The 23,692-nt window shown below is 66.0% G+C and carries 22 protein-coding genes; 3 read left to right on the forward strand and 19 right to left on the reverse strand.

The genetic code is table 11. The features are described 5' to 3' along the window. Positions 1–51: 51 nt before the first annotated feature. The 19 genes from ftsA to A9995_RS08060 form a co-directional block, all read right to left on the reverse strand. Entirely contained in the window at positions 52–1,332 is a 1,281-nt protein-coding gene (gene ftsA, locus A9995_RS07970) for a cell division protein FtsA (RefSeq protein WP_067611189.1), read from the reverse strand. Further along, positions 1,332–2,234, reverse strand: a complete 903-nt coding sequence (locus tag A9995_RS07975) for a cell division protein FtsQ/DivIB (protein ID WP_067611782.1) — start codon at positions 2,232–2,234, stop codon at positions 1,332–1,334. Before A9995_RS07975 ends, ftsA begins: the two co-directional genes overlap by 1 nt. Beyond that, positions 2,227–3,222: a D-alanine--D-alanine ligase gene (locus tag A9995_RS07980; protein WP_067611785.1), complete on the reverse strand. Its 996-nt coding sequence runs from the start codon at positions 3,220–3,222 to the stop codon at positions 2,227–2,229. Before A9995_RS07980 ends, A9995_RS07975 begins: the two co-directional genes overlap by 8 nt. Continuing rightward, positions 3,219–4,187 carry a UDP-N-acetylmuramate dehydrogenase gene (gene murB, locus A9995_RS07985; RefSeq protein ID WP_082992578.1) on the reverse strand — a complete coding sequence of 323 codons (969 nt, stop codon included), beginning with the start codon at positions 4,185–4,187 and terminating at the stop codon, positions 3,219–3,221. Before murB ends, A9995_RS07980 begins: the two co-directional genes overlap by 4 nt. Further along, positions 4,184–5,596 carry a UDP-N-acetylmuramate--L-alanine ligase gene (gene murC / locus A9995_RS07990; protein WP_067611191.1) on the reverse strand — a complete coding sequence of 471 codons (1,413 nt, stop codon included), beginning with the start codon at positions 5,594–5,596 and terminating at the stop codon, positions 4,184–4,186. The genes murB and murC overlap by 4 nt, the downstream gene beginning before the upstream one ends. Further along, positions 5,593–6,789: an undecaprenyldiphospho-muramoylpentapeptide beta-N-acetylglucosaminyltransferase gene (murG, locus tag A9995_RS07995; RefSeq protein WP_067611196.1), complete on the reverse strand. Its 1,197-nt coding sequence runs from the start codon at positions 6,787–6,789 to the stop codon at positions 5,593–5,595. Before murG ends, murC begins: the two co-directional genes overlap by 4 nt. Beyond that, positions 6,786–8,051: an FtsW/RodA/SpoVE family cell cycle protein gene (locus A9995_RS08000; RefSeq protein ID WP_067611199.1), complete on the reverse strand. Its 1,266-nt coding sequence runs from the start codon at positions 8,049–8,051 to the stop codon at positions 6,786–6,788. Before A9995_RS08000 ends, murG begins: the two co-directional genes overlap by 4 nt. Beyond that, the gene (murD, locus tag A9995_RS08005; RefSeq protein WP_067611202.1) at positions 8,048–9,319 is read right to left on the reverse strand and encodes a UDP-N-acetylmuramoyl-L-alanine--D-glutamate ligase; all 1,272 of its coding nucleotides are present in this window, start codon (positions 9,317–9,319) and stop codon (positions 8,048–8,050) included. Before murD ends, A9995_RS08000 begins: the two co-directional genes overlap by 4 nt. Then, entirely contained in the window at positions 9,316–10,386 is a 1,071-nt protein-coding gene (mraY, locus tag A9995_RS08010; RefSeq protein ID WP_067611205.1) for a phospho-N-acetylmuramoyl-pentapeptide-transferase, read from the reverse strand. The genes murD and mraY overlap by 4 nt, the downstream gene beginning before the upstream one ends. Then, positions 10,387–11,856, reverse strand: coding sequence for a UDP-N-acetylmuramoyl-tripeptide--D-alanyl-D-alanine ligase (murF, locus tag A9995_RS08015; RefSeq protein ID WP_145916867.1), 1,470 nt, complete (start codon positions 11,854–11,856; stop codon positions 10,387–10,389). Beyond that, positions 11,853–13,358: a UDP-N-acetylmuramoyl-L-alanyl-D-glutamate--2,6-diaminopimelate ligase gene (locus A9995_RS08020; RefSeq protein WP_067611208.1), complete on the reverse strand. Its 1,506-nt coding sequence runs from the start codon at positions 13,356–13,358 to the stop codon at positions 11,853–11,855. Before A9995_RS08020 ends, murF begins: the two co-directional genes overlap by 4 nt. Beyond that, positions 13,355–15,088 (reverse strand): penicillin-binding protein 2, encoded by a 1,734-nt coding sequence (locus tag A9995_RS08025; protein ID WP_067611210.1) that lies wholly within the window; start codon positions 15,086–15,088, stop codon positions 13,355–13,357. Before A9995_RS08025 ends, A9995_RS08020 begins: the two co-directional genes overlap by 4 nt. Beyond that, the gene (locus tag A9995_RS08030) at positions 15,085–15,633 is read right to left on the reverse strand and encodes a hypothetical protein (protein ID WP_067611212.1); all 549 of its coding nucleotides are present in this window, start codon (positions 15,631–15,633) and stop codon (positions 15,085–15,087) included. Before A9995_RS08030 ends, A9995_RS08025 begins: the two co-directional genes overlap by 4 nt. Then, positions 15,633–16,565: a 16S rRNA (cytosine(1402)-N(4))-methyltransferase RsmH gene (gene rsmH / locus A9995_RS08035; protein WP_067611214.1), complete on the reverse strand. Its 933-nt coding sequence runs from the start codon at positions 16,563–16,565 to the stop codon at positions 15,633–15,635. Before rsmH ends, A9995_RS08030 begins: the two co-directional genes overlap by 1 nt. Further along, positions 16,562–17,053, reverse strand: a complete 492-nt coding sequence (locus tag A9995_RS08040) for a division/cell wall cluster transcriptional repressor MraZ (RefSeq protein WP_233998135.1) — start codon at positions 17,051–17,053, stop codon at positions 16,562–16,564. The genes rsmH and A9995_RS08040 overlap by 4 nt, the downstream gene beginning before the upstream one ends. Positions 17,054–17,411: 358 nt before the next feature. Then, positions 17,412–18,149, reverse strand: coding sequence for a Gldg family protein (locus tag A9995_RS08045; RefSeq protein WP_067611218.1), 738 nt, complete (start codon positions 18,147–18,149; stop codon positions 17,412–17,414). A gap of 1 nt (position 18,150) precedes the next feature. Further along, the gene (locus A9995_RS08050) at positions 18,151–18,546 is read right to left on the reverse strand and encodes a hypothetical protein (protein WP_145916868.1); all 396 of its coding nucleotides are present in this window, start codon (positions 18,544–18,546) and stop codon (positions 18,151–18,153) included. A 4-nt stretch (positions 18,547–18,550) separates the two neighbouring features. After that, the gene (locus tag A9995_RS08055) at positions 18,551–19,576 is read right to left on the reverse strand and encodes a cysteine synthase A (RefSeq protein ID WP_067611797.1); all 1,026 of its coding nucleotides are present in this window, start codon (positions 19,574–19,576) and stop codon (positions 18,551–18,553) included. Positions 19,577–19,618: 42 nt separating this feature from the next. Beyond that, positions 19,619–19,936, reverse strand: a complete 318-nt coding sequence (locus A9995_RS08060; protein ID WP_067611223.1) for a 2Fe-2S iron-sulfur cluster-binding protein — start codon at positions 19,934–19,936, stop codon at positions 19,619–19,621. A gap of 94 nt (positions 19,937–20,030) precedes the next feature. Here A9995_RS08060 and A9995_RS08065 point away from each other — a divergent pair, with 94 nt between their 5' ends. From A9995_RS08065 to A9995_RS08075, 3 genes are all read left to right on the forward strand, one after another. Further along, positions 20,031–20,648 carry a DNA-3-methyladenine glycosylase gene (locus tag A9995_RS08065; protein ID WP_067611226.1) on the forward strand — a complete coding sequence of 206 codons (618 nt, stop codon included), beginning with the start codon at positions 20,031–20,033 and terminating at the stop codon, positions 20,646–20,648. A gap of 112 nt (positions 20,649–20,760) precedes the next feature. Beyond that, on the forward strand, positions 20,761–22,806 hold the full coding sequence (locus A9995_RS08070) for a S9 family peptidase (protein ID WP_067611228.1): 2,046 nt from the start codon (positions 20,761–20,763) through the stop codon (positions 22,804–22,806). Between the two features lie 78 nt (positions 22,807–22,884). After that, the gene (locus A9995_RS08075) at positions 22,885–23,691 is read left to right on the forward strand and encodes an SDR family oxidoreductase (RefSeq protein ID WP_067611231.1); all 807 of its coding nucleotides are present in this window, start codon (positions 22,885–22,887) and stop codon (positions 23,689–23,691) included. Position 23,692 lies beyond the last annotated feature (1 nt).

The raw sequence follows: 23,692 nt of genomic DNA on the forward strand, positions 1-23,692 counted from the left end.
AATCGGCTTTTCCACAAGGGTCGCGCACTGTTGGTCGCCGTTACGGCAGGCTCAGAAATATTCGCGGACCGCCTGGAACACGCGATTGACCAGACCCATCCCGCGATAACGCTTGGTGGGTTGGTAGCTGGGGCCGACCGAGCGGATGTCGACCGGGTCGTCCGCAGCATAGAGGCACAGCCCCGCAAGCGTTGCGAATCCAGGGGTGGCATGCGCTTCGGGCAGCCCTTGCAGCCGCGGCGGCTTGCCAATCCGAACGGGGCGACCGAGCGCCGCCTGCATGAATTCGGCGATGCCGTGGAGTTCCGCACCCCCGCCGGTAAGCACCACCTGGCCACTGCGCGCGCCAGAGAAGCCCATCGTTTTCAGTGATTTGTGGATTTCTCCGGTGAGGTTGGACAGCCGCTCGGTCACCACTGCAACCAGTTCGGCGCGGGGGACGCGGTTGTGCTCGTCCGCGCCGCGCGCCAGCCGCCCTTCGACATCATCGCCCGGCGCGTTGACCGGGATCATCTCGCGATGGTCGGTCGGACTGCTCATCGCCGAACCGGAAACGCATTTGAGCCGCTCGGCCTGCCCGCGGCGAATGCCGAAGTTCGAGGCGAGCGCATCGGTGATGTCGTTCGAGCCGATCGGGATCGAGGTCAATCCGAGCAACATGCCCGCCGCATGGACCGAGACATTGGTTACGTCGGCACCGATCTCGATCAGCGCGACGCCGAGATCGCGCTCTTCCGGGCTGAGGCAGGCATAGGCGCTGGCCAGCGGGCTCGCCACCACCGCCTCGACCTCGAGATGGGCCATCTGGACCGCCTCGATCAAATTCTTGACCGGCGCGCCTTCGGCCAGCGTCACGTGAATATCAACCCCGAGCGCCTCGGCATGGAGGCCTTGCGGATTGGCGATGCCATGCGCGCCGTCGAGCGTGTAATGCGCAGGTTGCGCGTGCAGGACCATCCGCCCGTCGGGCTGGATGTGATCGCGTGCGGCATAGAGCAGGTGCTCGATGTCGTCGTCCTCGATCCGGCGGCCGCCGATGGCGATCTCGACGCTGGCGATGCGGCTGTAGAGACCGGCCCCGGCGCAACCGATCCAGACACTCGAAACATTGGTTCCGGCGCTCTGTTCGGCCTTCTCGACCGCCTGGCGGATCGCGTGGCTGGCGGCGCGCATTTCGGTGATGTAGCCGCGCTTGACGCCTTCGCTCTTGCGGTGGCTCGATCCCAGCACCACCATCGCGCCGTTCTCGTCCTCGCCCATGATCATGGCCGAAACCCGGAAGGAACCGATATTGACCGCGGCAAAGGCGCGGATGATGCGCGGACCGGCCATCAATTGTCGGTCTTGACCAATTGGCCGAGATTGCACGGCCCGTCGCTGCAGCGGAAATAGGCCTGATCGGCCACCCGCATGTCGATCGCTGTGGCGCGCCCGCCGAGCAGGCGATGGCGCCCATCGAGCGTCGCAAAACGCACCAGCGCGGCGGGTGCCTTCTCCTCGGGAAGCGCCAGCACCTGGCCGGTCTTGAAGGTCAGGTTCCAGCGCCGGTTGCCGACCCATTCGGCCTCGGCAACCTGCGATTTCAACGCCGGCGCGGCTTTCAGCAGATCGTCGAGCGCCGCGACCTGCGTCTGCGCGCCCGGCCCGCCGATCAGCAGCTTGTCCTTGGCATTGGTTTCGGAGATCGGCTCGAGCTCGTGACCCTGCACATCGACCAGCATCAGCCGGCCCGGCTTCTTCAGCACCGCGTGTTCGCGGCGCTCGACGATGTCGACGATCAGCGTATCGGGCAGCTGGCGCGAGACGCGCGCATCCTGGACCCAGGACAGGTCGAGCAGGCGGGCGCGCACCGCCTGCAGATCGACCAGCGGCATCGGCCGGTCGCGCTCGGCCAGCGCGCGTTCGTAGACCTTGAGCTCGTTCATCCGCTCGACGCCGGTAACCTTGACCTTGCGCACCTCGAAGCCCGCATCCGAAGCGGCCACCGCCATCCGCGCCTGAGCCATCTGCGGCACGCCGGCGAGGCTCGCGACCAGCCAGGCTGCCGCAAGCGCCGCCGAGATGATGAGGAACAGGAAAATCTTGTGCAATTGCTCGTCGGTGAAGGGCAGCAGCGCCATCACGCGGTCGAACAGCGTGACGGTGTGCTTCCTCGCCGCGCGGGTCTTCTGCTGACGGTTGCGGGTGGCCGCGGAACGGCGCACTCCCGAGGCCGAGCGAGTAACCTTAGCCATCGCGATCCGCCCTGCGCGCCTGTTCGCGCGCCTGTTTTCCAGCATATTTACGAAGCGCCGCGGCGATGATCATCTCGACCAGCTCGCCATATTCGATCCCCGCATGGCGCGCCTGTTCGGGCACCAGGCTGAGCGGGGTCATGCCGGGCTGGGTGTTGGTCTCGAGCACGAACAACCCGTCCTCGCCCAATTCGTCGTCCCAGCGAAAATCGGTGCGGCTGGTGCCCTCGCAGCCCAGCAGGACATGCGCTTTCAGCGCATATTCGCGGCACAATTCGGCGATCGGGTCGGGGATTTGCGCCGGGCAGACATGCTCGGTCATGCCGTCGGTGTATTTGGCGGCGAAATCGTAGAAGCCCGATTTGGGCACCAGTTCGGTGACCATCAGCGCGCGCGGACCCTCGGGGGTGTCGATCACCGCCGTGGTCATCTCGCGCCCGCGAATGAAGGGCTCGGCGAGCAGGCGGTCGAACTGCTGCCACGGCCCTTCGGCCGACGGATCGATCGGATTGCCGTAATTGGCCTCGTCGGTAACGATCGCCACGCCGACCGAGGAGCCCTCGTTCACGGGCTTGAGCACATAGGGGCGCGGCAGCGGATCTTGCCGGTGAATCTCTTCGGTGGTGACGATCCGCCCACCGGGGAAAGGAATTCCCTGGCTACCGAGCACCTGCTTGGTCAGCTGCTTGTCGATCGCGACCACAGATGTGGCGAGGCCGGAATGGGTGTAAGGAACGCCCATCAGGTCGAGCATGCCCTGCACGGTGCCATCCTCGCCGGGGACGCCATGGAGCGCGTTGAAAACGACATCGGGCGCAGTCTCACGGATGCGCGCTGCGACATCGCGATCCATGTCGATCCGGGTCACCCGGTGCTGGCGTTCCTCGAGCGCTTTGGCAACGCCTTCGCCCGACATCAGCGAGACCTCGCGCTCGTTGGCCCAGCCGCCCATCAGCACGGCAACGTGAAGTTTGCGATCGAGTATCATGGTCGGCCCACCCGCTGGATTTCCCATTCGAGCTCCACTCCGCAATGCACATAGACGCGGCGTTTCACCTCCTCGCCCAGCCCTTCGATGTCGGCGCTGGTCGCACCTCCGGTGTTGATGAGGAAATTGGTGTGTTTTTCGCTCACCTGTGCGCCGCCCATGGTCAGTCCCCGGCAGCCCGCGGCGTCGACCAGCTCCCAGGCCTTGTGTCCGGGCGGATTCTTGAAGGTCGAACCTCCGGTCTTGGTCCTGACCGGCTGCGATTGCTCGCGCGCCTGCGCGATCCGGTCCATCTCGGCTCCGATGATTTCAGGGTCGCCCGCTTTCCCCTGGAAGCGCGCGCCAATCACCACCGTGCCCGCGGGCAATACCGAATGGCGGTAGGAATACTGCAGGTCGGCCGCGCGAAGGGTGTGGCTCTGGCCATCGGGCATCACCACGTCGCAATCGATCAGCACCTCGCTGACATCGCGGCCATAGGCGCCGCCGTTCATCCGCACGAACCCGCCAACCGTGCCCGGGATGCCGCGCAGGAATTCCAGCCCTGCGACGCCGGCATCGCGCGCGGTGCTGGCGACGAGGATGCCATGCGCGCCCGCACCGCAGGCGACCACGTGATCATCTCGCACTTCGACCTTGGCAAAGGCCTTGCCCAGCTTGACCACCACGCCGGGGACGCCGCCATCGCGGACGATGAGATTGGATCCCAGCCCCAGCGCCATTACCGGCAGGCTGCCCTCGAGCCGTTCGAGAAAGGTGCGCAGCTCGTCGGCATCCTCGGGCTCGAACAGCCAGTCGGCACTGCCGCCTGCCTTGAACCAGACCAGCTTCGCGAGCGGCGCGTCCGGCGTCAACTTGCCGGTCAGGCCCTGCATCGAGACCGGTGCATCGACGCCGCCCTCGGTCTCGCCACCGGGGGCGGAACCGGTGTCGTAATTCCACACATCGCCGGGTTGGGGGCTCATGTGCCACGTCCCTTGGCGGCGATCGCGTCGGCGAGCCCGGCGGCCCAGCGGGTGATGTCGCCTGCGCCGAGGCAGACGACGATATCGCCCTCGGCCACATGACCAGCCAGCAGCTCTGCCAAATCGCCCTCGTCGGCGACCGTGGCGGCCGAGCGATGCCCGCGCGACTTGAGCCCCGCCACCAGCGCTTCGGCGGAAACGCCATCGATCGGTTCCTCGCCCGCTTCGTAGACCGGGGTGACCAGCACCTCGTCGGCCTCGTTGAAGCAGCTCTGGAAATCATCCATCAGATCGTTGAGGCGGCTATAGCGGTGCGGCTGCATCACCGCGATCACGCGTCCTGCCGCGGCTTCGCGTGCGGCGCTCAGCACAGCGCGAATTTCGACCGGGTGATGCGCGTAATCGTCGATGATCGCGGCGCCGTCGACCTCGCCCACCTTGGTGAAGCGCCGCCGGACTCCGCCGAAACCGGCAAACCCGCTGCAAATGACTTCGTCGGAGCAGCCCATCTCGATCGCCACCGCGATTGCGGCGAGCGCGTTCTGGACGTTGTGGCGACCCGGCATCGGCAGGCGGACACCCTCGATCCGGCGATCCTCCTCACCGCGCTGGCGGACGATCACGTCGAAGCTGTTCCCACCCGTGTCGGGGCGCACGTTGACGCCGCAGATGTCGGCCTGGAGCGAGAAACCGTAGGTGATCGCCCGGCGGTCGCGCACCTTGCCAATCACCGCCTGCACCTCGGGGTGATCGATGCACAGGATCGCCGCACCATAGAAGGGCACATTGTGGATGAATTCGACGAAGGCGTCCTTCACCCCGTCGAAATCGCCGTAATGGTCGAGATGCTCGGGGTCGATATTGGTGACCACCGCGATTGTCCCGTCGAGCCGCAGGAAGCTTCCATCGCTCTCGTCGGCCTCGACCACCATCCAGTCGCTGTCGCCCAGCCGCGCGTTGGAGCCGTATTGCTCGATGATACCGCCATTGATGACGGTCGGATCGACCCCGCCGGTATCGAGCAGCGCGGCGATCATGCTGGTGGTGGTGGTCTTGCCGTGGGTCCCTGCCACCGCGATGGTGGATTTGAGCCGCATCAATTCGGCAAGCATTTCGGCGCGACGGACCACCGGGATGCGGTTTTCCAGCGCATATTCGACTTCGGGGTTGGTCCGCTTGACCGCGGTCGAGGTGACCACGACCGCGACTCCCTCGACGTTCTCGGGAGCATGGCCGATGGCAACCGCCATTCCTCGCGCGCGCAGCCGCTCGATAGTCGGGCTTTCCTTGAGGTCGGAACCCTGCACCTTGTAGCCGAGGTTATCCATCACCTCGGCGATCCCCGACATGCCGATGCCGCCGATACCGATGAAATGGATCGTGCCGATCTCGGTGGGAACGCCCTTCATTCGCCGTGCTCCCGCGCCGCGCCCTGCCCGGCGGGAACGCCCTGCGAAGCGCCGCGGGCGTTGTTGGCGCCGACGCGGATCACATCCATCATGTCCGCCCCGCCGAAGCCCTCGACCAGATCGGCGAGGTCCTTGACCGCATCGGGTCGGCCGCAATTCCATGCTGCGTGAGCGGCCCTGGCGAGGCCTTCGGGGTTGTCGGCCAGCGCCATGATCTGCTTCGCGAGTTCCTTGGCGCCGAAGCGCTCCTGACGGATCATCCGCGCGCCGCCGGCCTTGGCCATCTCGCGGGTGTTTGCGGCCTGATGATCGTCGGTAGCGATCGGCAGCGGGACCAGGATTGCCGGGCGCCCGACCGCGGTCAGTTCGGCAATGGTCGAGGCACCGGCGCGGCCGATAAACAGATGCGCGTCGCCAAGCCGGCCGGCCATATCCTCGAAATAAGTGCCGAGCTCGGCGGGAATGTCGTGGGTGCTATAGCGTTCACGCACCGCGTCGAGATCCTCGGCACGGCACTGCTGCGTGACCTGCAAGCGCTGGCGGACTGCCGGGGGAAGCATAGCGAGCCCGTCGGGCACCACTTCGGACAAGATGCGTGCGCCTTGGCTACCGCCGGTAACGAGCACGCGTAGTAGCCCCTCCTCGCCCAGCGGCGGGAATTCCTCGTCGCGCAAGGCCAGCACCTGCGCGCGCACCGGATTACCAACCAGCGCGACCTTGTCGCGATGCTTGGGCTTCAGACGCTCGATCTCGGGATAGGCGGTCGCGATCGCCTGGACGCGGCCTGAAAGCAGGCGATTGACTCGCCCGAGCACCGCGTTCTGTTCGTGCAACACGCTGGGGATGCCCGCAGAGGACGAGGCCAGCAGCGCAGGCAGCGAGGGGTAGCCGCCGAAGCCTACCACCGCGCTGGGCGCAAAGCTGTCATAGAGCCGCAGCGCCATCTTGCGGCCCTGCAGCACCGCGCGCAGGGCAGCGAACCATTTGAGCGGGTTCTTGCCGAAGCGGCCGGCGGGCAGGACATGGGTCGTGAGGAAATCGGGGCGCCCGGGGATCTGCTCGCCACGTTCGTCCGTGATCAGCGCGACGTGATGCCCGCGCCGTTCGAGTTCGGTGGCGAGCGCGAAGGCGGGGAGCAGATGCCCCCCGGTCCCGCCCGCAGCGAGGACGTAATGGCGGTTGGAGCCGGTCATGGATGGATCTCGCGTCGGATGGTTTCGACGGGTTTGGGTTCGCGCCGTTCGGCCAGGCCCAGCACATCGGCCAGCCCGCGCGTCTCGCGCTTGAGGAAGGGATTGCGCCGGGTGATGGCCAGCAGCAGCCCGACGGTCAGGCAGATCGCGATGGTAGAGGAACCGCCATAGCTCACCAGCGGCAGCGTCATCCCCTTCGAGGGAAACAGCTGCAGATTGACGAGCATGTTGATGAAGGCCTGCCCGCCCAGCAGCGTGACGAGACCCGAGCCCGCCAGCAGGGCGAACAGATCGTCTTCGTCGACCAGTTTCATCAAAACGCGTCCCACGATAGCCAGATAGGTGATTGCCACCAGCCCGCAAACGATAAGCCCGAATTCTTCCCCGATCACGGAGAAGATGTAGTCGGTATGGGCCTCGGGCAGGTTCATCTTGCGGATACCGAGCCCATAGCCGCTGCCGGTCCAGCCGCCTGCCAGCAGCGTGCGTTCGGCGAGATCGACCTGGTCGTAGGCGGTGCCGCCGCCGAGAAAGGAATCGATCCGGTGGCGCGCATTGTCGTAGAGGAAGTAGGTTGCGGTGAGCGCCACAATCCCGATGCCCGCGAGCGCGCCCATCCGCTGCACCGGAACCCCGGCGAGCAGGACCATCACGAACCACACCCCGACAAACAGCATGGTATCGCCCAGATTGGGCTGCAGCATCATCAACAGCGAGATGATACCCAATCCGATGAAGGTCAGCGCCATCACCGGCAGATTGGGGTCGCGCACCCGCCACGACAGCACCCAGGCGGTGACGATAACGAAGCCCGGCTTGAGGAATTCGCTGGGCTGGAAGCGCATCCCGAACTCGAGCCAGCGGCGCGCCCCGTTCACTTCCGATCCGATCAGCGGAACGAGGAACAGTGCGCCGAACATGAGGGCGCCGAGCACCACTCCGAAGCGCCGCGCATTGCCGCGATCGAACATCGAGACTGCCAGCAGCACCGCGACCCCGAGCAGCTGCCAGACCAGGTGGCGATAGAAGAAATAGAGCGGATCGAGCGTGGCCGCGGTGGTCGACAGCCGGTCGGCGCTGGCGGGCGAGGCGGCGGCGACCGCGACCGCGCCAAAGGCCATCAGCGCGAGGATGAGGCCAAGCAGCACCCGGTCGATCTCGCGCCACCAGATCTTGAGCTCGGACCAGCGCGACAGCTTCTGCTGCGCCAGCCGCGGAGCGCGGCGCCCGGCGCCCGGAACGAAGGCACGCTGCTGGCTCATGCTGCGAGCTCCCTGACGGCGGCGCGGAAAGCTTCGCCGCGCGCCTCGAAATCGGTGAACTGGTCGAAACTTGCGCAGGCCGGGCTGAGCAGGACGGTGTCGCCCGGGTCGGCGGCAGCAGCGGCATCGCGAACCGCGTGAGCGAGCGTCTCGCTGCGGGTGACGGGTAGGCGCGGTTCGAGCAATGCTGCGAATTGCGGCCCGGCGCTGCCGATGGTGTAGGCGGCCTTCACATGACCGAGCTGCGCCTCGCACTCCCCTAGACCCGGCTCCTTGGCGAGCCCGCCGACAATCCAGTGGATATTGTCGAAGGCGGCGAGCGCGGGCGCGGTGGCGGCGGTGTTGGTGCCCTTGCTGTCGTTGACGTAGGCGATGTCGGCGATGGCGGCGACCCGTTCCATGCGGTGCGGGAGGCCTTGATAGCTGGCGATACCTCGGTCGATCTCTTGTGGCATCAAATCGAGTTCAATGCAGATCAGTTGCGCAGCCATCGCGTTCTGCTGGTTGTGCGGGCCAGCGAGCACAGGGTTGCCTGCGGTTACACCATCCTCAAGTTCTACCGGATTGGTCGAACGTCCCTGGGCGACAAGCTCGCGATAAAGCTGATCCTCACCGACGAAGCTGAGGTGCTCGCCGGATAGCATATCGAGCAGCCTTAGCTTGGAGGCACGGTAAGCCTCGAAGCTCTCGTACCGATCGAGGTGGTCGGGAGTGATGTTGAGCAACACCGCCACATCGCAATCGAGGCTGAAGGTCAGATCGATCTGGTAGCTCGACAGTTCCAGCACATACACCCCGCCCTCGGGCAGCGGCTCCTGCTCGAGAATCGGCAGACCGATATTGCCGCCCATCGTGGTCGGCACGCCCGCGGTCTCGAGGATATGATGCACCAGCGCCGTCGTGGTGGATTTGCCATTGGTGCCGGTAATCCCGACCACCTTGTGCGGCGGCAGATGCGCGCGCGCCTGCGCGAACAATTCGATATCGCCGATCACCGGCACGCCGAATTTCGCCGCGTGGCCGACGATGGGGTGGGTGTTGAGCGGCACGCCGGGGCTGACCACCACGCCCGCATAGCCAGTCAGGTCCGCTTCGAGCAGATCGGCGAGCACCGCGCGTCCCGCAAACGGTTCGCGCGCTTCAGGCTTCATGTCCCAGGCAAGCACATCGGCTCCGCCCGCCAGCAGCGCCTCGACCGTCGCCCTGCCCGAGCGCGCCAGTCCGAGGACGGCGAACCTTTTGCCAGACCAGGCGGGGCTGACGATCATCGCAGCTTCAGCGTGGCCAGCCCCAGGATGGCGAGCACGATCGCCACGATCCAGAAGCGGATCACGACCTTGCTCTCGCTCCAGCCCAATTGCTCGAAATGATGGTGGATCGGCGCCATCCGGAACACCCGTTTGCCGGTGCGCTTGAACCAGACGACCTGGATGATCACAGACAGCGCCTCGAACACGAACAGCCCGCCGACGATACCGAGGACAACTTCGTGATGCGTCGCCACCGCGATCGCGCCGAGCGCCCCACCCAGTGCGAGGCTGCCGGTATCGCCCATGAACACCGCCGCGGGCGGCGCGTTGAACCACAGGAACGCCAGCCCGGCCCCGATGATCGCGGCGCAGAAGATCGCCAGCTCGCCCGCGCCCGCGACATGGGGAATGCCGAGATATTCGGAATAATCGACCCGTCCGACCAGATAGGCGATCAGCGCAAAGGTGCCCGCGGCGATAATCACCGGCATGGTCGCCAGCCCGTCGAGCCCGTCGGTAAGGTTCACCGCATTGCCCGCGCCGACGATCACGAAGGCGGCGAAGACATAATAGAAATAGCCCAGCTCGATGCCGAAATCGTTGAAGAACGGGATGTAGAGGAAGGTGTTGATCTGCCCGACCACGATCCAGCTGGCGATCCCGGCGACGAGGAATTCCAGCAGCAGGCGGGTCTTGCCCGAAACCCCCTTATGGCTGGATTTTGTGACCTTGTCGTAATCGTCGAGAAAACCGATCAGCCCGAAACCGGCGGTGACCGCGATGCAGGCCCAGATGAAGGGATTGGAAAGGTCCATCCACAAAAGCAGCGACAGGAACAGAGAGGTGAGGATCATCAGCCCGCCCATGGTCGGCGTGCCGCGCTTGGCGAGATGGGTCTGCGGTCCGTCCTCGCGGATTGGCTGACCCTTGCCCTGACGCACCCGCAGCATGGCGATGAAGCGCGGCCCGATCACCAGGCCGATCAGCAATGCCGTCAGCAGCGTCCCGCCCGCACGCGCCGTCTGGTAGCGTACGAGGTTGAAGACCCCTTCGAATTCAAACCATTGTGCCAGCAGATAGAGCATTCAGCTTTCCCGGCGCGTGAGGTGTTCCACCACTCTGCCGAGCCCGATCGAGTTGGACCCTTTGACGAGGATCGCATCGCCGGCGACGATTGCGAAGTCCTCCAGCGCCGCGATCGCGTCCGCAGCGCTGCCGCAATGGGTGAAACTGCCTCCAAAGCCAAGCGGAAGCGCGGCACCTTTCCCCAATTCGCGCGCCAGCGGAGCCATTTCCGGGCCTACCAGGATGGCATGATCGACTTCCGCCGCGATCAGCGGTTCGGCCAGCTGGGCGTGGAAGGCAGGCCCGAAATCGCCCAATTCCTTCATCGCGCCGAGCACCGCGATGCGGCGGACGGCTGGGGTGGCGCCCAACTGCGCAAGCGTGGCGCGCATGCTGGCGGGGTTGGCGTTGTAGCTTTCGTCGATCAGCAAGGCCTTGCCGCCCGGTGCCGCGACCTGATGGCGCGCCCCGCGTCCTTCGAGCCCGCCCATCTCGGCCAGCGCCAGCCCGGCAGCGGCCATGTCGGCACCGCAGGCCAGAACGGCGGCCATCACCGCCAGCGAATTGGCGATCCAGTGCTCTCCAGGCTCGGCGACGGTGAAACACATCCGGCCATCGGGATATTCGCAGGTGACCAGCGAGCCGCCATTGGCGCTGGGGATGGCGTCGAGCAACCGCATGGTTGCGTGTCGAGCACACCCGAACGACACGATCCGCGCGCCGGCCTTCTCGGCATGATCCCGCAGCCGCTCGAAATGCGGGCTGTCGGCTGGGATGACCGCGACCCCGCCCGGTTCCAGCCCGGCGAAGATTTCCGCCTTGGCATCCGCGATCGCCTCTTCGCTACCGAGGTTCTCGATATGCGCCGGGGCGATGGTGGTGACGACCGCAACGTGCGGCCGGACATGGTCGGTCAGCGTCGCGATTTCGCCGGCGTGATTCATCCCCATCTCGAACACGCCGAAGCGGCTGCGCGCGGGCATCCGCGCGAGGCTGAGCGGTACCCCGACATGATTGTTGTAGCTGCGGATCGAACGGTGCGCCTGCCCGCGGCTGGAGCGCTCGAGCGCGGCAAAGATCGCTTCCTTGACGCCGGTCTTGCCGACCGAGCCCGTCACCCCGACGATTTTGGCTTTGCCACGATTGCGCGCGGCGGCAGCCAGCGCGTGGAGTGCGGCGGTCGTGTCGGCGACCAGGATATGCGGGTATTCGACTGGCCGGTCGACCAGCGCGGCGCTGGCGCCACTGGCGAAAGCGGCGTCGAGGAAGCGGTGGCCATCCATGGCTTCGCCCTGCAGCGCGACGAACAGATCGCCGTTGCGGACATCGCGCGAATCGGTCTCGACCCCGGAAATCTGGAACTCGCCGCTCGCCACTCCGTCGGTCGCCGCGGCGATCGAGGCGGCATCCCACAGCGCCAGCGGCAGCTGGTCGGCGGGAAAAATCGGCCAGGCCTTCATGGCCGGATGGCGGATCAGCGCTGCGCTCATGTATCGTTGTCCCAATTGCCGTCATTCGCCGCCGCCGCACATTCGCGGGCCACTTCGACATCGTCGAAGGGCAGCACTCGTTCGTTCTCGCCCGATCCCACGATCTGGCCGCGTTCATGTCCCTTGCCCGCGATCAGGACGATGTCGTCGCGCCCCGCCATCGCTACCGCTTCGGCGATGGCGGCGCGGCGTCCAGCGACCTCGTGCGCGTTGGCGGCGGTTCCCGCCATGACCGCGCGGCGGATTTCCCCGGCTTCCTCGCCGCGGGGATTGTCGTCGGTGACGATCACCACATCCGATGCCCGCGATGCGACTTCGCCCATCGGGCCGCGCTTGCCATGGTCGCGGTCGCCGCCCGCGCCGAACACGGTGATCAGCCGGCCCTTCACATGCGGGCGCAGCGCCACGATCGCCGCCTCGATCGCGTCGGGCGTGTGCGCGTAATCGACATAGACGGGCGCGCCGCGCGGGGTGATTACCGCGCGTTCGAGTCGTCCGCGCACCGGCTGGAGCCGCGCGACCGCGTCCCAGACCTGGCCAGCGTCGATCCCGCTTGCCAGCGCCAGACCGGCGGCGGTGAGCGCATTGGCGACCTGATAGGCGCCGATCAGCGGCAAGGTGATGCTGCGGGTGTTGCCGCCATGCTCGATGGTGAGCGACTGGCCGAGTTGGCTGGTGCTGCGTTCGATGACGCGGATGTCGTCTCCCGCTTCGCCAATGGTGAAGAGCGCAAGCCCGCGCCGCTGCGCATGATCGATCGCGCGCGCGGTCCATTCGCTGTCGCCCGCGCCGACCCATACCACCGCGCGGGCATCGTCGCTGGCAACTTCGTCGAACAGCCGCATCTTGGCGGCGAAATACTCGTCCATGTCGGCGTGGTAGTCGAGATGGTCGCGGCTGAAATTGGTGAACGCCACCGCCTCGACCGGAACGCCCTCGTTGCGGAATTGCAACAGCCCGTGGCTCGAAGCCTCATAGGCGACATGGGTCACGCCTTCGCGCGCCAGCCCGCTCATATTGCTCAGGAAGGTGACGATGTCGGGCGTGGTCAGCCCGGTCGAGACGCTTTCGTCGGGAGTCGTGACACCAAGCGTGCCGATGCTCGCCGCGCGCTCGCCCGCCATCCGCCAGATCTGGCGGGTCATCTCGACGGTCGAGGTCTTGCCGTTGGTCCCGGTCACCGCGACGATATGCGGCGGCACCGGGGTGAAGAACCGCGCCGCCAGCTGCGCGAAGGTACGGCGTGGCTCGGTGCTGACGATATGCTGCGCGCCGGAGACGCTGGCCTCGGCGCGCGCGACCACGGCGACCGCGCCCGCCTTGACCGCGTCGGAGATGAAGGTCTCGCCATTCACCCGCGCGCCCTCGAAGGCACCAAAAACCGTTCCCGGTGCGACCTTGCGGTGATCGATCGCGAAACCGGTCACGGTGGCATCGTCTGCAGCCATGACTTCATGACCGCAGTCGAGCCCGGCGGCCGCGCAGAGTTTGGCCAGCTTCACCGGTCCGACGCCGGGATAAGCGGTCGAAGATCGGAAATATCGACATCACGGGTTTCGTCGGGCAGCACGCCGAGCATCGGTCCGATCCGTGGGACGAGCCGACCGACGATCGGTGCGGCATTCCAGGCGGCGGTGCGCTGGAAGCTGCTGGCGACCGTGCCGCGCGGCTCGTCGAGCATGGTGACTACCACGAAGCGCGGCTTGTCCATCGGGAAAGCCGCCGCGAAGGTCGAGATAAGCGAGGTGCGCTGATAGCCGCCTGCGCCCGGCTTTTCGGCCGAGCCGGTCTTGCCGCCGACGCGGAAACCCGGGGCATCCGCGCTGCGGCCGGTGCCGAAGATCGAGATCATCCGCATCAACTGGCGCATCCGGGCGCTGGTGCTGGCTTTGAACACCCGGCGCCCCTGCGGCACGTCGCCCGCGCCCAGCTTGTGCAGCGTGGTGGGGCGCATGATCCCGCCATTGACCATTGCCGCATAGGCCGATGCGAGATGCAGCGGGGTCACCGCGATACCATGACCGAAGCCGACATTCATATTGCGCAGGCGCGGCCAGTTGTCGCCGGGCCAGATCGGAAAGCCCTTGGCGGGCAGCTCGATATGCGGCCGCGCATTCATCCCCAGATCGATCATGGCCTGCCGCATCCGTTTGGGGCCGAGTTCGTCGGCGATCCGCGCGGTGACAGTGTTCGACGAATGGATCAGCGTCTCGGGCACGTTCAGGGTCGAACCCAGGAAATGGCTGTCCGTGATGGTGTAGCGGCCCATCTTGACGGGCGAGGCATCCCACCGCGCGGCGAAATCTCGCACGACGCCGGCGTCGATGGCTGCCGCCACGGTCAGCGGCTTGAAAGTCGAACCCAGTTCATAGACCTGGTTGGTGACACGATTGAACATGCGGTCCTGGCCAACGGCATCGATCTTGTTGGGATCGAATTCGGGCAGGCTGGCCAGAGCCATCACCTCGCCGGTTTCGACATCCAGCACGATACCGGCCGCGCCCTTGGCATCGACCAGCTTCATGCCGCGGCGCAATTCGTCCTCGAGCGCACCCTGGACGCGCATATCGATGCTCAGCGCAACCGGAGCGCCGCGGCGCGTCGGGTCGAGCAGCCGCTCGTCGAGCACCTGCTCCATGCCCACCCGGCCGTGGCCGTCTGCTGCGACATAGCCGAGGATATGCGCGGCCATGGAGCCTTGCGGATAGTGACGGTCGGTTTCCTGCGGCACTTCGAGCGCGAGCTCGCCCAATTCCTGCACGCGATTTGCTTCTTCGGGCAACACGCGGCGGCGCAGATAACCCTGCTGACCCGATGCGAGCTGGCGCGTCACCCGCGCAACGTCGAGATCGGGAAAAATAGTCTTGAGGTCTTGCGCAACCTCGGCTGGTTCGCGGACCAGCGGTGTCCCGGCTTCACCAAGCGCTGAAGGGTTGAACCACAACGCATAGGCCGGGAAGGCGCGCGCCAGCGGAACGCCGTTGCGATCGACGATTTCGCCCCGGCTGGGCAACAGCGCGTCCTCGAGCGAAGTTGCCGCCACCGCGCGGTCCGACATCCCGAGAAATCCGATCCGCATGACCGCAAGCAGGGCGACGAAGGCAAACGCGAGGACAATCCACAACACCCGAAACTTGGCCACTGCCAGCGAGTGCTGACGGATGGATACCAGCTGGATCCGGGCAGAGGGAACGGCGGTCCCGATCGGCGCGAAACCGGTCATCGCGTTCATTGGCCGGCATCCGACAGGCCCGAGGATACGGTCGAGGAACGGGCGAGGCGCTGCGCAAGGCTGCCACCCTTGGCGGAGAGGTCCGCGGCAAGCGCCGTTTCGCCGCCACTGGCTTCGCTGGTGAGTTCGGCGGCGGCGACGGGCGAGACCCATTCGGCGAACAGGCCTTCCTCCTCGACCACGGGTTCGCTGCGCGCGACCCGGATCGGGTCGGGAGCGTTGAGGCCGCGCGGCAGCCCGAGCGCGGCGAGCTGGCGCTCGCTCTCGAGAAAATGGCGCGCGCTCGGCGCGACGAAGCCGAATTCGACCGCATTCCAGGCGGCGAGCTGGCGCTGGCTGGAACGGGTCTGGAACTCGGTTTCTAGCATCAGCGCCTCGCGCTCCATGGCGATGATCTGGCGCTCGGTTAGCCGCACCTCGCTCTTCACCGCATTGACCTTGAAGGTCAGCGCCAGAAAAATGGCGACGCACAGGCCGAGCACCAGCGCCCAGCCGATCTGGCGGATACGGCTACCGGTCCGCACGGCTGCGGGGCGAGTGGCCATCAGGCTGCCTCCCTCGCCGGAGTTGCAGTGCGGACCGCACTACGCAGTACCGATGAGCGCGAACGCGGATTGCGCGCGATCTCGGCCTCGGAAGCACGGATCGCCTTGCTGACGCGGGTGAAGACCGGCTCGGGCGCATCGAGCTGGGGCAGGTGGCGCGAACCGGCTTCGGCCTGCGAGGCATCGCGCAGGAAGCGCTTGACGATGCGATCCTCCAGACTGTGGAAACACACCATCGCGAGCCGACCGCCTTCGCTCAATAGCTGCTCGGCAGCCACGAGGCCCTCGGCCAGCTCGTCGAGCTCGCCATTCACATGAATGCGGATCGCCTGGAAACTGCGGGTCGCCGGATCCTTGGGCGCGCCCGGACGATGGCCGAGCGCCTTGCGGACGACGCGGGCAAGTTCGCCGGTGGTTTCGAGAGGGCGCGCGGCGACAATCGCGCGGGCGACGCGGCGCGACTGGCGCTCCTCCCCATAGTGATAGAGCACGTCGGCGATCGCGGCTTCTTCGGCGGTGTTGACGAAATCGGCGGCGCTGTCGCCCTCCTGGCTCATCCGCATGTCGAGCGGCCCGTCGGTCGAGAAGGCGAAGCCGCGCCCGGCCTGGTCGAGCTGCATCGAGGAAACGCCGATATCCATCACGACGCCATCGACACGGGCGACGCCGGCTGCAGCCAGCGTATCGACCATCTCGGAGAAGCGCCGCGGGTGAAGCGTCAGCCGTCCGGCGAACTCGGCCTCCATCGCCGCACCGGCAGCGATGGCGTCGGGATCGCGGTCGAAGGCATGGACCTGCGCCCCGCGATCGAGGATCGCGCGCGAATAGCCGCCGGCGCCGAAGGTGGCATCGACGATGACATCGCCCTCGCCGGGGTTCAGCGCCGCGATGACCTCATCAAGGAGGACGGGAATATGCGGGGCGGCGTTCACTTGGCTCGGCCCTTGGCCTGGGCTTCGTCGACCAGTGCCTTGCAGGCCGCCTTGGCTGCGGCCCAGTCGTCACCCATGCCGAGCAGTTCCGCAGGGTTCCACAGCGTGAAAAAGCGTCCGCCACCCTGGAAGAACAGGCCCTCGCCGACATTGGCAAGATCGCGCAGATATTCGGGCATCACGAAGCGACCGCTGTCGTCGAAAGGCAATTCGACGAAGCCGTTGAGCTGGCTCGAACGCACTTCGCGATCGAACTCGCGATTGAGCTTGAAGGCCATTTCCTCCTCGCGATCGAGCTGCTGCTCGAGCTCGAGCTTGCGCGAGAGGCCAAATCCGACAAGGCAGTTCCAGCGATCGTGCTTGGCGAGGCAGAGGATGCGGGCGTCGCTGCTTTCCTTGACGGCCTTGCGGAACAGCGGCGGCAGGACGTAGCGACCCTTGTCGCCAGCCGGCGTAAACGCCTGTCCGCTGTAACCCCCGAAAAGCACGTTTGCTGTCCCCAATTGGCCTGCTTGCGCGAGCATCTCCTCCCCGAACAGACCTTCCCCGCCCCGCCCTGCGCAATGGCGGGCGGCTCGCATCGCAGGCGCGATGCGCAGCACGGCATGGTCTGTCCGATGGCTTTGCGGTTTACAGCGGGAGCGAGCGGGATGGAAGGGAAAAGTAGGGGATTATTGGGGATGAAGCCATAACCACCTGTTTTATTTTAATTTTACCACGGACTTGCGCAGAGAAAACCTTAACAACAAATTGCGAAAAGTGTCTGAATTCGTTCGACTCGCACACCGTCGGCGGACGCAGCGTCACCTGTGTCCCCGATAATCCCGGAATTGTGCGGATGCTCTCTCAGAGAGCGAACGATTGTTCCACCAGCTTGCCCAATACGGCGCGACGGCGCGGCAGGTCGGGATCCTCTTCGCCGTCGAGCAGCGCGGCATCGGCGAGCAGCGTGACCTGTCCTTCGCCGATCCGGCAGCGCGCTGCGACCCCCGACTGCGCAATGGCGCATTCGCCCGCCGCTTCGCTGACGAGCGGCACGAAGGCGCCCGCCAGATCTACCGGCACCGCCACTCCGAAAGCATCTTCGAGCCGTTCACCTTGCGGCTGGCCGGTGTCGAAAGTCAGTTCCAGCCCCCACCGTGCCAGGATCGGCGAGAGCAGCGCGACATCCTGCGGACGCCGCGGATCGCCGATCGAAAACTGCGAATGGCTGGTCAGCATCGGATCGGCGAACAGCAGCAACTGCCCACCGGCACGCACCCAATCGTCCAACGCGACGTTCTCGGCAGCCGAAAGCGCACGTGGCTGCGCCAGCAGAAGCCGGTCAAGCGGCGCCAGCGCCTCCGCGCTCAGGAAATCGAGCGGGGCCAGATCGAAACGCGTTTCGATTTCCTGTCGGACCCAGCCGGGCTCGCCCCCTTCTTGCAGCACTGCGCCGAATTCTGCGCTTTCCGGCCAGTAGATCGGCAGCGTGGTCGACAGCCCAACCGGAGGCCTGGGTGCTTCGGCCCCTCCACTACCTTGGTCGGTGGTGGCACCGCAGGCGCTACAGGCCAGCAGCGCGCTCGTCAGAAACAGGCGCATCCTATTGACCCGAGGAAGGCCGGGAGGTGCCTTGTTCGGGCATGACCGGGGCCGTCGCCGCGGACCCGGTCGGCCCGGGCGTCGGTGTGGCGGGAAGATCAGGGACCACGCCCGCCTCAACCAGCGGATCGGCGCTCTTGGGCTTGGGCTCGGGGATGTTGGTCGCGGCGGCCTCGGGAACCGCGTTGCGCTCGGCCTCGTCGGCCTGGTTCTGGATGACGCTTGCAAGCCCGACCAGCATCAGCACGCCGATCAGCACGCCGACGCCGACCTGAAGGCGGTTCATTGCCTGCTGGGGGGTTCCCCCGAGCGGAATGGGGGGCAAATCGCCCGAAGGCGCCCTCGCCTTGCTGTCGAAGAAGCGGGCCATGCCCTTTGGTAGGACGGGCAGGGCCACCGGGTCAATCCTTCGCCGTTCCGCCGGTTAGCCAGGGAAACACCGGGAGGCCCTTCGCCACGAGCCATTCGGGATCGTAGAGCGAGGAGAGATAGCGGAAACCCGTGTCGCACAATATGGTGACCACGCGCGGAGCCTCGCGCCCCTGCGCTCGCAACTGCTTGCCCAGCGCGACCGCCCCGGCAACGTTGATCCCGCTCGACAGGCCCAGGCACAGCCCTTCCTCGCGCAGCAGCCGGGCGACCCATTCGAGGCCTTCCTCGTCCGAGATCCGGAATTGCGTGTCGATCGGAGCGCCTTCGAGATTGCCGGTGATCCGGCCCTGCCCGATCCCCTCGGCGACCGAGGAGCCCTCGGCCTTGAGTTCGCCATTGGCGTAGTAATTGTACAGCGCGGCGCCGTGCGGGTCGGTCAGCGCAATGACCACGTTCTCGTCGAATTCCTTGAGCCCCATGCCGACGCCCGCAATGGTCCCGCCGGTCCCCGCGGCGCAAGTGAAGCCGTCGATCCGGCTTTCCATCTGCTCCCAGATTTCACGAGCAGTGCCTTCGATATGCGCCTTGCGGTTGGCCGTATTGTCGAACTGGTTGGCCCAGACGGCATTCTCGGTCTCTTCGGCCAGTCGGCGGCTGGTATGGACGAAATGATTGCAGTCGGAATATTTGGTCGGCGGCACGGTGACCAGTTCAGCCCCCAGAGCGCGCAGGGTATCCATCTTCTCGCGCGACTGGTTGTCGGGCATGACGATGATCGTGCGATAGCCCAGCGCGTTGCAGACCAGCGCCATGCCGATGCCGGTGTTGCCCGCGGTACCTTCGACCATGCATCCGCCGGGCTTGAGCTCGCCGCGCGCCTCGGCGTCGCGGACGATGGACAGCGCCGCGCGATCCTTGACGCTGGCGCCGGGATTGGAGAATTCGCATTTTCCGTAGATATCGCAACCGGCTGCCTCGCTCGGTCCGGCGAGCCGGACCAGAGGGGTGTTGCCGATAAGATCGAGCGGGCTGGCGCGTGCGGGAATGGCAGTCATCATCGCCGAGCTAGGCGCGCGGCCATTTCCCCGCAACCAAGATCAATCTTCAGGCGCGATAGTTACTTTCAGCCCGTCGAGTTCGGGTGTGAAGGGAATCTGGCAGCCCAGCCGCGATGTGGCGTTGCGATGCTCGGTGGATTCGAGCAGATCGTCCTCGTCCTCGCTCATGGCGGGCAAATTTTCAGCGAAGGCCGGATCGATATGGACATGGCAGGTCGCGCAGGAGCAGCAGCCGCCGCACAGCGCGAGCAATTCGTCGAAGCCGTTGTCGCGGATCGCTTCCATCACGGTGAGGCCGTTCTCGACCTCGATCTCGGAGGTTTCGCCTGCGCGGGTGGTGACGATCAGCTTGGGCATGGGTCTCTTCGCTCCTGGTGCTGTGGCTTCGGTTCGGTCGCGCTGCTAGGGCTGGCGGGGCGGTTTGGCAAGGCGGGCGCCGCGGGGAGGACAGATGGGTCTCACGGCAAAACAATTGCACCACGCGCTCGGCGAACTGGCGCAGCGCGAGCCCGCAGTGGCGGGCGCGCTCGAACGCTGCGGACATCCCGAGCCGCGCATCCGTCCGACCGGTTATCTGACCTTGCTGCGCACCATCGTCGGCCAGCAGGTTTCGGTCGCTTCCGCCGCCGCCGTCTGGCGCAAGCTCGAGGCAGAGCTGGGCGAGGATTTCCGTCCCGAAACCTTGCTCGAACGCGATTTCGACACGCTGCGCGCCTGCGGTTTGTCGCGCCAGAAGCAGGGCTACGCGCGCAGCCTCTGCGAACTGGTCGCGGCGGGCGAACTCGACCTTGAAAACCTGCCCCACGACGACGAGGAGGCGATCGCCGAACTAACCAAGATCAAGGGGATCGGACGCTGGTCGGCGGAAATCTACCTGCTGTTCGCCGAGGGCCGCCCCGATATCTGGCCGGCGGGCGATCTCGCGGTGCAGGCGGGTGTCGGCGGAATCCTCGGGCTGGCGGAGCGTCCCAACGAGAAAGCGCTCCGCGAGATGGCCACGCCCTGGCGGCCCCACCGCGGCGCAATGGCTATTTTTACCTGGCACGTTTACGAAAATCCGGCGCTGTAATACGCACACAATACCGCAAACCCGGATTGTCAGGCGTTCGTCGAATTGCCATCATTTTCCCGCGCATCTGGTCTATGGACAGTTCAGCGTAATTCGAGACAGGGGAACAATTATGATCAAACAGACAGCCGCGCTGCTCGCAGCGACTTCGCTCGCCATCCCATCGCTGGCAGCCGCCGACGATCACAGCCAGCAGGCGACTGCACCGACCATGGCTGCTCCCTTGATCCCGCGCGAAGACCTGTTCGGCAACCCGACCCGCACCGGCGGCCAGATCAGTCCCGACGGCAAATGGCTCAGCTGGCGGGCACCCAAGGACGGAGTAATGAACGTCTGGATCGCTCCGGCAAGCGACCCCGCAGCAGGCCGGGCGATCACCGCCTCCACGGATCGGCCCATCCCGCAGTATTTCTGGGCGCCGGACAGCCGCAGCGTGCTGTATGTCCAGGACAAGGGCGGCGACGAGAACTTCCTGCTCTACGGCGTCGACATCGCTTCGGGCAGCGAGCGCACGCTGACGCCGTTCGAGAACACGCGCGTTCAGGTCGTCGGCACATCCAACCGGATCAAGGACCGGATGCTGATCGGGGTCAACAACCGTGATCCGCGGCTCCACGATGTCCACATGCTCGATCTCAACAGCGGCGAACTGACGCTGGTCCAGCAGAACGACAGCTATGCCGGCTTCCTCGCCGACGACAATCTCGACCTGCGTATGGCGCTCCGCCCCAATGCGGGCGGGGGAATGGATTTCTTCCCAATCGTCGATGGCGAGATCGCCGCCGAACCGAGCGACACCACCGGGCTCGAGGATTCGCTGACCACCCAGCCCGCCGGCTTCACCACCGATGGCACAACGATGTACTGGATCGACAGCCGCGGCCGCAACACCGCGGCGCTCATCGCGCAGAATGTCGCCACCGGCGAGAAGACCGTGATCGCCCAGAACGACAAGGCCGACATCGGCGGCGCGATGACCGATCCGCGGACCGGCGAAGTGGAAGCCTACAGCTTCACCTATCTGACCACCGAATGGACCGCCACCGATCCGGAAACCAAGGCCTCGCTCGACTGGCTCGACGAACGGCTGGAAGGCAATTTCGGAGTCCAGTCGCGGACCGAGGACGACACCAAATGGGTCGTCTGGAACGATCCGCTGACCGCGCCGACCAAGGCCTATATCTACGACCGCGGCGCGCAGACGCTGACCGAGTTCTACAATGCCCGGCCCGAGCTGGACGGTGCGCCGCTGCAGACGATGCACCCGCTCGAACTGACCTCGCGCGACGGGCTCACCCTGCCCTCCTATCTCACCTTGCCACCGGGCAGCGATGCCGATGGCGACGGCACGCCCGAGGCCGCCGTGCCGCTGGTGCTGATGGTCCATGGCGGCCCCTGGGCACGTGATGGCTACGGCTACAACTCCTACCATCAATGGCTCGCCAACCGCGGCTATGCGGTGCTCAGCGTCAACTTCCGCGGCTCGACCGGCTTCGGCAAGGAGTTCATCTCCGCCGGCGATCTCGAATGGGGCCGCAAGATGCACGACGATCTGATCGACGCGGTCGACTGGGCAGTGGCCGAGGGCATCACCGATGCCGACAAGGTGGCGATCATGGGCGGTTCCTACGGCGGCTATGCCACGCTCGCCGGGCTGACCTTCACGCCCGAGAAATTCGCTTGCGGGGTCGATATCGTCGGTCCGTCCAATCTGGAAACCCTGCTCGAGACCATCCCGCCCTATTGGGAGCCGCTGATCGCACAGTTCCACGAGCGGATGGGCAATCCCAACACCCCCGAAGGCCTCGCCATGCTGAAAGAGCGCAGCCCGCTCAATTCCGCCGACAAGATCGTCAAGCCGCTGCTGATCGGCCAGGGCGCCAATGATCCGCGCGTCAAGCAGGCGGAAAGCGACCAGATCGTCGCCGCGATGCAGGCCCAGAACATCCCGGTCACCTATGTGCTGTTCCCCGATGAGGGCCACGGCTTTTCCAAGCCCACCAACAACATCGCCTTCAACGCGGTGACCGAGAATTTTCTCGCCACCTGTCTGGGTGGGCGCGCCGAACCGATCGGCGACACCGTCGCGGGATCGACCGCGCAGATCGTCGAGGGCGAGGAATACGTCCAGGGACTCGCCGAGGCGCTCGGCGGTTGACCCTCTCCTGAATCGAGTGGACAAGCGGGCCGCGCGGAGAGGATCTTCGCGCGGCCTGTCTGTTGGTGGAGAATTGGGTTGAGCGCGAAAAAGGCGATATTCGTTACCGGGGGCGGCTCGGGGATCGGGCGCGCGATCGCGCAGCATTTCGGCAAGCAGGGCTGGTTCGTCGGCCTCGGCGATATCGACGAACACGGCATGGAGGTCACCGCCGACGGCCTGCCCGGCGGGTATCACTACATCCACAGACTCGACGTCCGCGACCGGGCGGAATGGGATGTCGCGCTCGACGCCTTCTCGATGGCATCGGGTGGACGGATCGATGTCGTGGTCAACAACGCCGGGATCCCGCTGGGTGGTTCGCTGATCGAGAACAGCGCCGAGGAAATCGAGCGCTGCCTCGACATCAACCTCAAGGGTGTATTGTTCGGCGCGCAGGCCGCGCATCCGCATCTCAAAAAGACCGCGCCGGGCTCCTGCCTGCTCAACACCGCCAGCGCGGCGGGGATTTTCGGCTCGCCCGGCGCCAGTGTCTACAGCGCGACCAAGTTCGCAGTGCGCGGGCTGACCGAAAGCCTCGATGGCGAGTGGCACGAGGACGGGATCAAGGTCCGGTCGCTGTGCCCCGGGTTCATCGAGACCCCGTTGCTCGACAAGACCCCCAACCATCGCGCCAACGAGGCGATCCGCGACCGCGTCAACGCTGCCGGTCTGGAAATAACTCCCGTGGAAGATGTTGCACTGGCCGCATGGGCGGCAGTGCAAGGCGACGTGGTCCACACGCTGGTCGGCAAGACCGCGCGCAAGCTCGCCTTCGCAGTGCGCTGGATGCCCGGCCGGTTGCGCAAGATGTCGCGCGGCAGCTCGCGCGCGCTTGGCCGCTGAC

This window comes from Erythrobacter sp. QSSC1-22B, from assembly GCF_001678665.1.
Classification (GTDB): domain Bacteria; phylum Pseudomonadota; class Alphaproteobacteria; order Sphingomonadales; family Sphingomonadaceae; genus Qipengyuania.

What these genes read in the sequence shown, in the direction of transcription:
- ftsA (WP_067611189.1), bottom strand. Translation starts at nt 1,332, where the DNA reads ATGGCCGGTCCGCGCATCATCCGCGCCTTTGCCGCGGTCAATATCGGT.
- A9995_RS07975 (WP_067611782.1), bottom strand. Translation starts at nt 2,234, where the DNA reads ATGGCTAAGGTTACTCGCTCGGCCTCGGGAGTGCGCCGTTCCGCGGCC.
- A9995_RS07980 (WP_067611785.1), bottom strand. Translation starts at nt 3,222, where the DNA reads ATGATACTCGATCGCAAACTTCACGTTGCCGTGCTGATGGGCGGCTGG.
- murB (WP_082992578.1), bottom strand. Translation starts at nt 4,187, where the DNA reads ATGAGCCCCCAACCCGGCGATGTGTGGAATTACGACACCGGTTCCGCC.
- murC (WP_067611191.1), bottom strand. Translation starts at nt 5,596, where the DNA reads ATGAAGGGCGTTCCCACCGAGATCGGCACGATCCATTTCATCGGTATC.
- murG (WP_067611196.1), bottom strand. Translation starts at nt 6,789, where the DNA reads ATGACCGGCTCCAACCGCCATTACGTCCTCGCTGCGGGCGGGACCGGG.
- A9995_RS08000 (WP_067611199.1), bottom strand. Translation starts at nt 8,051, where the DNA reads ATGAGCCAGCAGCGTGCCTTCGTTCCGGGCGCCGGGCGCCGCGCTCCG.
- murD (WP_067611202.1), bottom strand. Translation starts at nt 9,319, where the DNA reads ATGATCGTCAGCCCCGCCTGGTCTGGCAAAAGGTTCGCCGTCCTCGGA.
- mraY (WP_067611205.1), bottom strand. Translation starts at nt 10,386, where the DNA reads ATGCTCTATCTGCTGGCACAATGGTTTGAATTCGAAGGGGTCTTCAAC.
- murF (WP_145916867.1), bottom strand. Translation starts at nt 11,856, where the DNA reads ATGAGCGCAGCGCTGATCCGCCATCCGGCCATGAAGGCCTGGCCGATT.
- A9995_RS08025 (WP_067611210.1), bottom strand. Translation starts at nt 15,088, where the DNA reads ATGAACGCGATGACCGGTTTCGCGCCGATCGGGACCGCCGTTCCCTCT.
- A9995_RS08030 (WP_067611212.1), bottom strand. Translation starts at nt 15,633, where the DNA reads ATGGCCACTCGCCCCGCAGCCGTGCGGACCGGTAGCCGTATCCGCCAG.
- A9995_RS08045 (WP_067611218.1), bottom strand. Translation starts at nt 18,149, where the DNA reads ATGCGCCTGTTTCTGACGAGCGCGCTGCTGGCCTGTAGCGCCTGCGGT.
- A9995_RS08055 (WP_067611797.1), bottom strand. Translation starts at nt 19,576, where the DNA reads ATGACTGCCATTCCCGCACGCGCCAGCCCGCTCGATCTTATCGGCAAC.
- A9995_RS08060 (WP_067611223.1), bottom strand. Translation starts at nt 19,936, where the DNA reads ATGCCCAAGCTGATCGTCACCACCCGCGCAGGCGAAACCTCCGAGATC.
- A9995_RS08065 (WP_067611226.1), top strand. Translation starts at nt 20,031, where the DNA reads ATGGGTCTCACGGCAAAACAATTGCACCACGCGCTCGGCGAACTGGCG.
- A9995_RS08070 (WP_067611228.1), top strand. Translation starts at nt 20,761, where the DNA reads ATGATCAAACAGACAGCCGCGCTGCTCGCAGCGACTTCGCTCGCCATC.